We start from the raw sequence: 9,282 nt of genomic DNA on the forward strand, positions 1-9,282 counted from the left end.
AGCGACACCACCTCGGCAGGTGAAAACAGGTCGTGCAGCACCAGAAACCCGTCGCGGTCAAAGGATTGCGCCTGCGCCCGCGTCAGGGGGGCATGCTCGTTCCATTCCTGCCAGACCACCGGATCATGGCGTTCCAGCCAACGTTCCTGCGGCAGGCGGCTGGGATAGTCGTCGGTTTTTGCGTCAAACATATGCGGCCCCTTCTATGCGTGTTCGGGAACGGGGGCGTAGGAGCCGTCTTCGCGATGGACTTCCTGCCCGGTCACCGGAGGGTTGAAACAGCAGGCCATCACCAGCTCGGTCTCGGCGCTGAGGCGGTGCTTGTCGTGCTGATCCAGCGCATAGATTACACCGGGCCGGATCGGATGGACCTGCCCCGTCGCCAGATCCTCGATGCTGCCCTGCCCCGAGACGCAATAGACGCTTTCGAAATGATGCTTGTAATGAAACACGTGCGAGCTGCCCGGCGCGATGCGGGTGATGTGAAAGCTGAAGCCCATCCCGTCTTCGGCCAGTACAAGTCGGGTGCTGTCCCAGCCATCGGCCTTGACCAGCCGGTCGGTCATGCGGGCGTCATTCAAATTCCTGACGATCATGTCACTCTCCTTATTCTGCAGCGGTGCGCAGGCCGTCCATTTCGGCGGCGATCGCGCGTTCAAGCACATCCAGCCCGGCGGCGAATTGCGCGCGGGGGATGGTCAGCGGTGCCAGCACCTTGACCACTTGATCGTGGTTGCCCGAAGTTTCGATGATCAGCCCATCGTCGAAACAGGCGCGGCAGACGGCGGCTGCGGTATCCCCGCTGCCCATGTCGATCCCGGCCATCATGCCACGCCCGCGCAGGGGCATGCCACGCGCCATGCGGCGCAGGCGATCATGCAGATAGGCCGCGTTGTCGGCATTGCGCCGGGCAAAGCCGTCATCGGCCCAGAATTTCAGCAAGGCTGCGCGGGCCGTGACAAAGGCATGGTTATTGCCCCGGAAGGTGCCGTTATGTTCGGCGGGCGACCAGATGTCATGTTCTGGACGCACCAAGGCCAAGGCCAATGGGAGGCCCATGCCGGACAGCGATTTCGCCATGGTCACGATATCGGGCGACAACGCCATGCCATCGAACGAGAAAAAGCCTCCTGTCCGGCCGCAACCGGCCTGAATATCATCGATGATGAACAGCGCACCGTGACGATGCGCGATGTCTTGCACCTTGCGCAGCCATTCGGGCGATGCCGCGTTCAGACCCCCTTCGCCCTGCACCGTTTCGACGATGATCGCCGCGGGCGCGTCCACGCCGCTGGAGGGATCGGCCAGTTGCTGATCCAACATATCGGCGGTGTCGATATCCGGGCCGAAATAGCCGTCGAACGCGGCACGCGTCACGCCCGACAGCGGCGTCGCGGCCCCTGCGCGATGTTTGCCATTTCCGGTGACGGCCAGTGCGCCCATGGTGACGCCGTGAAAGCCATTGGTGAAGGCGATGACATTATGGCGACCCGTGACCTTGCGCGCCAGTTTCAGTGCCGCCTCAACGGCATTCGCGCCGGTGGGTCCGGTGAACTGGACGCGGTGGGTCATTTTTCGGGGTTTCAGGATGATCCGTTCGAAATCCGCCAGAAAACTTTCCTTGGCATCGGTGAACATGTCCAGCCCATGCGCGACCCCGTCGCGCGACACATAGTCAATCAGCGCCTGTTTCAGGTCGGGGTCGTTATGGCCGTAATTCAGCGACGAACAGCCCGACAGGAAATCGGTATGGGCCTGCCCATCGCTGCTGAACAATGTGGCCCCTTGGGCGCGATCAAAGACCACAGGAAAGCTACGGGAATACGAACGCACCTCACTTTCGATCCGCTCGAAAGTGTCAATCTGATCTTTCATGAATTCCTCGCTGTCAGGCCGCTTGAGCCGGGGCGATGCCAAAAGGTCCGATGGTGACCTTGTCTTCGCTGGGATGGTTGCCCCGGAAATGTTTATTGCGCAGAAGATGCGGAACCGAGGCGACGGGCGCCCCAAGATCGCGCGCAAGCGCTCCGAACATGGCCCATGATCCGCGATTATCGCCGGTGATGGTGCATTCGATCTGCGACACATCGCGCAAGGCCGGGCGACCTAGCGCCCAGCGGATCATCCGTCGCGCAAGGCCGGTGCTTTGGGCGTGCGGGGCCACGCAGATCTGCCAGACGAAATAGGTATCGGGCTGTTGCGGCGGCACATAGCCCGAGGTCCAGCCCAGAATCTCACCGCCGCATTCGGCGACCACGCAGGTCTGCGCGAAATGGCTGCATTGAAGGATGTTACAGTAAAACGAATTCTGATCCAGCGCTCCGGATTGCGCGATCAGCTTGCGTACTGCGCCAGCATCCAAGACGCCGGGCGCACGGAAGACGATATCTGCGGATGGCGTCATACGGGTCGATATGGGGTGAGTCGGGGCCACTTGCCCTCCTTTTCCTTGCTGCGACCGGCGCATACTTAGGCTTTACGAATTAAGAGTCAACTAAGTTTGATGGATAGGTCCGCTTATTTTCACCATGTACCGGATAAAATACTGTGATTTAACGTAAAATATACACACTTTCTTAACATCTATCCAAAAAATATCTTAGTTTACTCTAACTAAACTGGTAGGCTTGGCTAGGCGATGGCCATTGTTATGATCCGTCGCTGGAACAAGTATCGGGCTGGTGATGGAAGACAGGTTCAAGATGGCACTGACCGCGTTGCGCCAGATTGTCCGTAACTCGGAAAGCAGTGAAAAGGCCGTTATGCGTCAGACCGGTCTGACGCCGTCGCAGTTGGTCTTTATGCATCTGCTTGAGGAGACGGGCGAAGCCACGGCGGGCAGGATCGCGGGGATGATGGGGATCACGCAGGCCACTGCCACCGTGCTGATCCAAAAACTGGAAAACGCGCGTGTCATCTCGCGCCGCAAGGGCGAAGCTGACCGAAGACAGTCCTGGATATCGCTGACCCCACATGGCCATGCGCTGCTGGCAATGGCCCCGGACAGCGCAAATGCCCAGTTTCACCAGAAATTTGCCGCCTTGCAGCGATGGGAACAGGCTATGCTCGTCGCCGCATTGGAGCGCGTGGCCGGCATGATGCATGCCGCCGAGCCGGACGTGGACAATGAGCAATGATCGTGATCGGTCAGCCAGGGCCGTCGCCGGAATTACCAACATGATGGCGATAGGACATCACGACAGCCCGTCTTGAGCGTTAGTTCGCGCAAAGCCCAGATTTGCGGCCATTACGAATCTCAGGTGCAAGTTGCTATTGTCGGAAGGGCGTATGGGAGCATGCAATTTGCGTAGGCGTTGAATGGCCCCATGTTGGCGCGCCGAGTGACCAGACGACCGGCAGCGTTTGGGACCGCGGCCACGCCGCAAGTTGGCACCCCTGGTCGTAAAGCTGGACAGCCTATTTTTTCTGCGTCTGCTATCCTCTCGAGCGGATGATTGTCAGGTACGGGCTTCGCGCCGGGTGCCGCGGCACAGCAACCGGCGGGTTTCGCTTGCACGTATAGTTCACGAAGATAGCAAGCGAGGTTTCCGGCCCGCAGCGCCCGAACGAGTCTAACAGCATTCTTTGAATCCACCAGTCGACAGGAGGTTCATTATTTTGAACCTTATGCGGTCTGCCTGAGGATGATCTAAGATTCGGCGAAACGGTCGCCGTTAATGCTCCTGAGTGCTGGGTCGGAAGCGGGTGCTCAACGAGATGTGCCACGTGCCGGTGATCTCAGCCAGCCAGTATGATGATTGATCTAAAGGCGGTGTCGCCAGATCAATCGAGCGCGATCCTTATCCCTGCCTGCCAGCAGCAACCATTGGAACCTGCGGCATTCTTTGGGCTTTGCAATATCGCTACATGCGCGCAAATCGGATACAAGGGCTGGAATCGAATGACGAAATGGCAATGGATCGTATCGCGCCTGACGCGGCGCATCTGGCTGCGCACCAGCCTGATCGGGCTGCTGGGCGTCCTGACCGCAATCTTCGCAGCGGTGGTCGAGCGCTACATCCCATGGAGCCTTCCCGGACGGATCGGTGCCGATGCCGTCGGCGGGCTATTGAACATCATCGCCTCCAGCATGCTGGCCGTCACCACGTTTTCGCTGTCGGTCATGACCTCGGCCTATGGCTCGGCGACGAACAATGTCACGCCCCGCGCCACCAAGCTGCTGATCGAGGACCGCGTCACCCAGAACGCGTTGTCCGCCTTTATCGGATCGTTTCTGTTCGCCGTAGTCGGGCTGATCGTGTTGGCGACCGGGTCCTACGGCGAGCGCGGGCGGACAGTGCTGTTCTGCTTTACCATCGGAATCATCGGCCTGATCGTGGTGTCTTTGCTGCGCTGGATCGACCACCTCACCCGGCTAGGCCGTGTGGGTGAAACGACTGCCCGTGTCGAGGAGGCGACCCGCCGTGCGATCGAGGATCGCATCGCCGACCCTTTGCTGGGATGCCACCCGCTTGAGGATGATCTGGCGCACAAGCATGAAGTCGTGGCAACGAAGATCGGGTATCTGCAGCATATCGACACGGCAGCCTTGCAGGCTATCGCGGATAAAGCAGATATCCGCGTCTCGGTCGTGGTCCTGCCCGGCAGCTTTATCTATGATGGAACGGTCCTGGCAAAACTCTCTGCAGAGGTGCAGGATGTCGAACGCGTCACACGCGCCTTCACCATTGGGGACGCGCGCAGCTTTGATCAGGATCCGCGTTTCGGGCTGGTGGTGCTGACCGAAATCGCCTCGCGTGCGCTTTCCCCTGCGGTGAACGATCCCGGCACAGCGATTGACGTGATCGGCCGCGCGACCCGGCTGCTGACCCTATGGGCTAGGCGGGAACGCGTCCCGGCCACGCCGCGCAACCCCCGCATCCATGTCGCCCCTTTGCGGGATGCCGACATGCTGGAGGACGCGTTCATGCTGATCGCCCGCGACGGGGCAGGGCTGATCGAGGTGCAGGTGCGCCTGCAAAAGGCGTTGGCGGCGCTCGGCACATTGGGCGATGCCGCATTCCGCAAAGCCGTCGCGGATCAGGCCGAACTGGCGGCTGCGCGCGCCATCCACGCGCTGCCGATGGAGACCGAGCGCGCGCAGATCACCCGTCTGCATTCGCCCAGCTAAGCCCGCGAGGGCGGCAGACTTGCCTTTTGCGCGAATGCGTGGGAAGGAGCAGCCACCCGGTTTGAACACAGGATGCCGCATCTGCCAGATGGATGCGCCCTGAATATCGACGGATCACCCGCATGTCCGCAGCAAGACGAAGCCTTCGCGTCATCCGACGTTCTCGCGCCATGGTTCAGGGGCGCGAGCAGTGGCGGGGCCGCGTGGTTTTCTGGTGCGGTGCGGTCGCGGTCGGCGTGGTCAGCACCGCCTTTGCATGGCTGGCCGATGCCGTGGCCGAGCTGTTTCGCCATGTGTCCGGCGGCGGCACCGCGCTCTGGCTGCTGCTGGCCGTGCCGTTCGGTTTCGTGTCCTCAGCATGGCTGGCGCAGCGCTATTTCCCCGGATCGCAAGGCAGCGGCATCCCGCAGGCTATGGCCGCAAGGGCGCTGGAGGGCAACGATCGCTGGCGGCTGCTAACGCTGCGGATTGCGGCAGGGAAGTTCCTGCTGACCCTGTGGGGGCTGCTGTTCGGAGCGTCCATCGGCCGCGAGGGGCCGACCGTCCAGATCGGCGCGGCGATCATGTTGGCCAGCGCGCGGCTGGGCCATCTCGCCCAAGCCAGGGGGTTGATCCTTGCGGGCTCGGCAGCAGGGATCGCGGCGGCATTCAACACGCCGCTGGCCGGGATCGTCTTCGCCATCGAGGAAATGGCGCGGACCTATCAAAGCCGTACGAATGGATTGGTTCTGTCCACGGTGGTTATTGCGGGGATTGCCGCGCTGGCGATTTCAGGCAGCTACACCTATCTTGGCCCCGCAAACGCGACCAGCCACTTGCCCCATGACTGGCTACTGGTCGCGGCAGTCGGCATTGCAGGTGGCGTTCTGGGCGCGACGTTCAGCCGATCGGTGCTGTATCTGACGCGGCGCATGCGCCGCTGGAAACCGGCATCCACCAAGCGAAAGCTTTTGCTGATCGCCGGAGCCGCGGGACTGATGGTCGCGGTCACCGGACTGCTGACCGGGGGATCCGTGTTTGGCACGAGCTACAACGAAGCCCTTCTTGCCGTGCAGGGAGACGAATTGCCATCAGGATTTTTACTTGCCAAGGTGATCGCCACGCTTGCTTCGACCCTTTCAGGTATTCCGGGGGGGATCTTTGCGCCCTCGCTATCGGTCGGGGCGGGACTGGGCAACACGATCGGCGGAATGCTGGGCGCATCGCTTGGATTTGCTGCGGTTCTGGGTATGGCGGCCTATTTCGCCGGGGTCGTGCAATCGCCGATGACCGCTTTCGTCATCGTCATGGAAATGACCGCAACCCAGGCACATGCATTGCCGATCATGGCTGCGGCCATGCTTGGATTCGGCGTCTCGCGCCTGCTGTCGCCCGAGCCGCTATACCACGGCCTTGCCCGGCTTTGGCTGGCGGATGTGATCAGACAAAGCCGGGGTTCTGCCGGACAATAGCAGCCATCAATCGGGGCCATTTACTGCGCCCAACTGAGTATGGATGGTCTGCCAGGCAAAACCCGCCTTACCCTGCGGACCCGCTTCAAATACGACGGCGAGATCTGGCTCAAAGACCCACTCACCGGTAGGACCAGTGTTTCCGGCTATAGTCGACCCTTTTCTGACGGTCGGCTCAGCGAGATGCTGCACGGCCGCATTCTCCAAAGCAGTCGTTCGATGCTTGGGGACAAAAAACCGCCTATTAGAAGTTCGGCGCTACAGATCGGGCGGTCGTTCGCCGCATCTTCAGGTGCAGCGCCTTCGTTTGCAGGAAAGTCGGTTTACGGCTTCATCCAGCCCGATGCCGGCGGCGGCGATGTCTTCGTGCATATCTCTGCTGTGGAACGCGCCGGACTGCGTGGCCTGTCCGACGGGCAGAAGATCTCCTACGAGGTTGAACGCGCCCGCAATGGCAAGGACAGCGCCGTGGATCTCAAGGCCATCTGACGCAGACTGAATCACAGAGGCCGCCGGGCAGGCGGCCTCTGATGCTTTCCCGACGCAAGCGCCGGGTTATTCGACCTTGCCCATCGCTGCGGCATTGATCCCGCCCTCGGCGAGGGCGGTCATCTTTTTATCGCCTTCCCAGGTCTGATCGAGCTCTTCCTGCAGGCGGGCGCCCTGATCATCGAGCCCGAGCCGATTGGCAAAGGTTCGGACACAGCCGTAGCCCGCGATCGCGTAATGCGCCATGCGCTGGTATTGCGTGATGATCGCCGCATCCTGCGTGTCTTCATCGGCAAAATCAGCGTCGAGTGCATGCTTGCGGGCTTCGACGACAATGCCTTCCATGCCTTTGCAATGTTCGCCTTGCGGATCTATGCCATGCTCGGCGCAGAGGCTCGCCAGAGTCTCGAGACCGCGCGAGATCCCATTTTGACCGGCGATCAGGGCTTCCGCCAATTCCGGGCTTTGCGCCGCATGGCTGAGGTCGCCGACAATGCCGAGCGATTGGCCGAGCGCAGAGTAAAGATCCTGGAGTTGGTCGTGATAGAGATCATGAAGGTTCTTGATGGGCATCGTCATCTCCTGTGCGCGATTGCGGCGAGGACAACCCGTGACATCAGGCTCTGTTCCCGCCGTTTCATACCGCCTGCATATTGACGGCCCTATTCCTGGATTTAAGGCGCGTTGAAGCCAGTCAAAAAGGTAAGCAGAACCAACAGCTTTGACAATATGTGGCTCCATTGAGGATCATTCGCGACGTGAGGTGGTTCTATCCCTATCGATGATGGAGGATTCTCTCATGACCCCAGCCAAGCTGACTTTGGATGGCAGCCCGCCGATCGACGGCGTTGTCGATGCGGGCGGCGACTACATCACCTTTCGAACCAGGGCCGACGTCCCGCCGGAGCAGACCCGGGGGCCGCATGAAGGCGAAATCGAGATCGACGGGCGCAAGGAGCGCGTGGTTCTGGAAAGCGCACATCCGACACAGTCCACACCTGGCATGAAAACCGAAGACACATTCGATCTGACGCTGCGGCGGATTTCGCCACGCGCCACGGTTTGATACTGGAAAGATGCAGAACCCGCCGCCGGCTGATCAATGGCGGGCAGTGATGATGTCGGGCAAGCAATCAAGCGCCGGCTAGATCGCGGGGGTCAGGCTTCATCGAAGCAGGCAGTGTAGATTTCCCGGTCCCGCTGTTCGAATAAGGCAGCCCGCGCACGCGCGGGCCAGATCAGGCAAATGCCGGAGCCGGGGATCGACCGGGCAGGGGCCCGGCTCACCCCGGCGCCGCAGTCTTTTCTGATCACATAAAGTCCGCCTCGCATCCGCCGTCCGGTCGGATCAAGGGGCAAGCGCCGCGCAGGCGCGTCGTCTGCGGCCGGGCCCGTGTCCTCGCTTCGCTGCGGGCCGCGCCAGCCCGGCCTCCGACCCATGACCGCGCTGCGGTGCCGGGTTGCGCAATGCCCCCAGCGGACAGGGCATCGGGCCCGCACCGTGGTAGCATTTGTTGCGAGAATGAATTGCTGAGATCGCCGAGGACCGCAAAAAAGGGTGGCTGGATATTTTGCCTGAAAGGCGCAAGCCAAGCCTCGCTAAAGCAGCTCCTGGTAAGGCGCCAGCATCGCAGCGGCCTGGGGTAAGCCAATCTGCTCCATCCTTAGTAGCATTGCGCCGGGATCGACCTCCGGTCGCTTGAACCGTTCGCGCATCGTGCGCAGAGCACGAGCCGCCTGTATGGGGCTCATGTCGATGCAGTCAGAGATGAAATCGTCATCGCTCTTGGCTTCGACATTATGCACCGCAAGAACTTCGGCCGGGAAATCCTTAAGGTTCCTTGTGACAATCACACCGGCGCTTGTCTGAATGGCTGCCGCAAGGACATGTCTGTCATCGGTGTCCGGAAGCGCCAGCGATGCCATGATCTGCGCGTCCTCGTTTATTAGAGCTTCCGGAAAAGCCCGCCCCATCGCGTTCTTCAAACGCATGAAGAACTCCTGCTGACCGGGCTTCAGGCGTAGGAAGTGACGCTCGAACTCAATATCGAAGGTCATTTCGGACCACCGAGGACGGTAAAGAGAGGTGGTCGCAAGATTTCGGACCAGAGGCTAAGCTTTAGCGCCTGAGGAAGAACCAATCTGAAATGACGAAACGCAAGCGCTATTCTGCAGAGTTCAAGGCGAAGGTGGCTCTTGAGGCCATCCGCG

The 9,282-nt window shown here is 60.9% G+C and carries 10 protein-coding genes and 1 pseudogene; 5 read left to right on the forward strand and 6 right to left on the reverse strand.

Annotated elements, in window-relative coordinates:
* The 4 genes and pseudogenes from FN835_RS20540 to ectA form a co-directional block, all read right to left on the reverse strand.
* Positions 1–191, reverse strand: a pseudogene (locus tag FN835_RS20540) (ectoine hydroxylase); the annotation flags it as partial.
* 12 nt (positions 192–203) lie between these two features.
* The gene (locus tag FN835_RS20545) at positions 204–596 is read right to left on the reverse strand and encodes an ectoine synthase (protein WP_142665100.1); all 393 of its coding nucleotides are present in this window, start codon (positions 594–596) and stop codon (positions 204–206) included.
* Between the two features lie 10 nt (positions 597–606).
* Positions 607–1,875 (reverse strand): diaminobutyrate--2-oxoglutarate transaminase, encoded by a 1,269-nt coding sequence (gene ectB / locus FN835_RS20550; RefSeq protein WP_142665101.1) that lies wholly within the window; start codon positions 1,873–1,875, stop codon positions 607–609.
* 13 nt (positions 1,876–1,888) lie between these two features.
* Positions 1,889–2,434: a diaminobutyrate acetyltransferase gene (gene ectA / locus FN835_RS20555; RefSeq protein ID WP_221930507.1), complete on the reverse strand. Its 546-nt coding sequence runs from the start codon at positions 2,432–2,434 to the stop codon at positions 1,889–1,891.
* A 268-nt stretch (positions 2,435–2,702) separates the two neighbouring features.
* On the opposite strand from ectA, the gene FN835_RS20560 reads away from it, so the two are divergent.
* The 4 genes from FN835_RS20560 (at position 2,703) to FN835_RS21820 (ending at position 7,071) form a co-directional block, all read left to right on the forward strand.
* On the forward strand, positions 2,703–3,137 hold the full coding sequence (locus FN835_RS20560; protein WP_185958788.1) for a MarR family winged helix-turn-helix transcriptional regulator: 435 nt from the start codon (positions 2,703–2,705) through the stop codon (positions 3,135–3,137).
* A 764-nt stretch (positions 3,138–3,901) separates the two neighbouring features.
* The gene (locus FN835_RS20565) at positions 3,902–5,131 is read left to right on the forward strand and encodes a DUF2254 domain-containing protein (RefSeq protein WP_142665103.1); all 1,230 of its coding nucleotides are present in this window, start codon (positions 3,902–3,904) and stop codon (positions 5,129–5,131) included.
* Between the two features lie 122 nt (positions 5,132–5,253).
* Positions 5,254–6,582 (forward strand): chloride channel protein, encoded by a 1,329-nt coding sequence (locus tag FN835_RS20570; RefSeq protein ID WP_142665104.1) that lies wholly within the window; start codon positions 5,254–5,256, stop codon positions 6,580–6,582.
* A gap of 264 nt (positions 6,583–6,846) precedes the next feature.
* The gene (locus FN835_RS21820) at positions 6,847–7,071 is read left to right on the forward strand and encodes a cold-shock protein (protein WP_425467501.1); all 225 of its coding nucleotides are present in this window, start codon (positions 6,847–6,849) and stop codon (positions 7,069–7,071) included.
* 66 nt (positions 7,072–7,137) lie between these two features.
* Here FN835_RS21820 and FN835_RS20580 read toward each other — a convergent pair whose 3' ends face one another.
* The gene (locus FN835_RS20580) at positions 7,138–7,644 is read right to left on the reverse strand and encodes a DUF892 family protein (RefSeq protein WP_142665105.1); all 507 of its coding nucleotides are present in this window, start codon (positions 7,642–7,644) and stop codon (positions 7,138–7,140) included.
* A 226-nt stretch (positions 7,645–7,870) separates the two neighbouring features.
* Between FN835_RS20580 and FN835_RS20585 the strand changes: the two genes are divergently transcribed.
* The gene (locus tag FN835_RS20585) at positions 7,871–8,137 is read left to right on the forward strand and encodes a hypothetical protein (RefSeq protein ID WP_142665106.1); all 267 of its coding nucleotides are present in this window, start codon (positions 7,871–7,873) and stop codon (positions 8,135–8,137) included.
* Positions 8,138–8,670: 533 nt separating this feature from the next.
* Here the strand turns inward: FN835_RS20585 and FN835_RS20590 are convergent.
* Positions 8,671–9,129 (reverse strand): PIN domain-containing protein, encoded by a 459-nt coding sequence (locus tag FN835_RS20590; RefSeq protein WP_246098830.1) that lies wholly within the window; start codon positions 9,127–9,129, stop codon positions 8,671–8,673.
* Positions 9,130–9,282: the final 153 nt, after the last annotated feature.

It is taken from the genome of Paracoccus laeviglucosivorans, from assembly GCF_900182695.1.
Classification (GTDB): domain Bacteria; phylum Pseudomonadota; class Alphaproteobacteria; order Rhodobacterales; family Rhodobacteraceae; genus Paracoccus; species Paracoccus laeviglucosivorans.

Coding starts and splice junctions, on each gene's coding strand:
- FN835_RS20545 (WP_142665100.1), bottom strand. CDS start 596: ATGATCGTCAGGAATTTGAATGACGCCCGCATGACCGACCGGCTGGTC.
- ectB (WP_142665101.1), bottom strand. CDS start 1,875: ATGAAAGATCAGATTGACACTTTCGAGCGGATCGAAAGTGAGGTGCGT.
- FN835_RS20560 (WP_185958788.1), top strand. CDS start 2,703: ATGGCACTGACCGCGTTGCGCCAGATTGTCCGTAACTCGGAAAGCAGT.
- FN835_RS20565 (WP_142665103.1), top strand. CDS start 3,902: ATGACGAAATGGCAATGGATCGTATCGCGCCTGACGCGGCGCATCTGG.
- FN835_RS20570 (WP_142665104.1), top strand. CDS start 5,254: ATGTCCGCAGCAAGACGAAGCCTTCGCGTCATCCGACGTTCTCGCGCC.
- FN835_RS20580 (WP_142665105.1), bottom strand. CDS start 7,644: ATGCCCATCAAGAACCTTCATGATCTCTATCACGACCAACTCCAGGAT.
- FN835_RS20585 (WP_142665106.1), top strand. CDS start 7,871: ATGACCCCAGCCAAGCTGACTTTGGATGGCAGCCCGCCGATCGACGGC.
- FN835_RS20590 (WP_246098830.1), bottom strand. CDS start 9,129: ATGACCTTCGATATTGAGTTCGAGCGTCACTTCCTACGCCTGAAGCCC.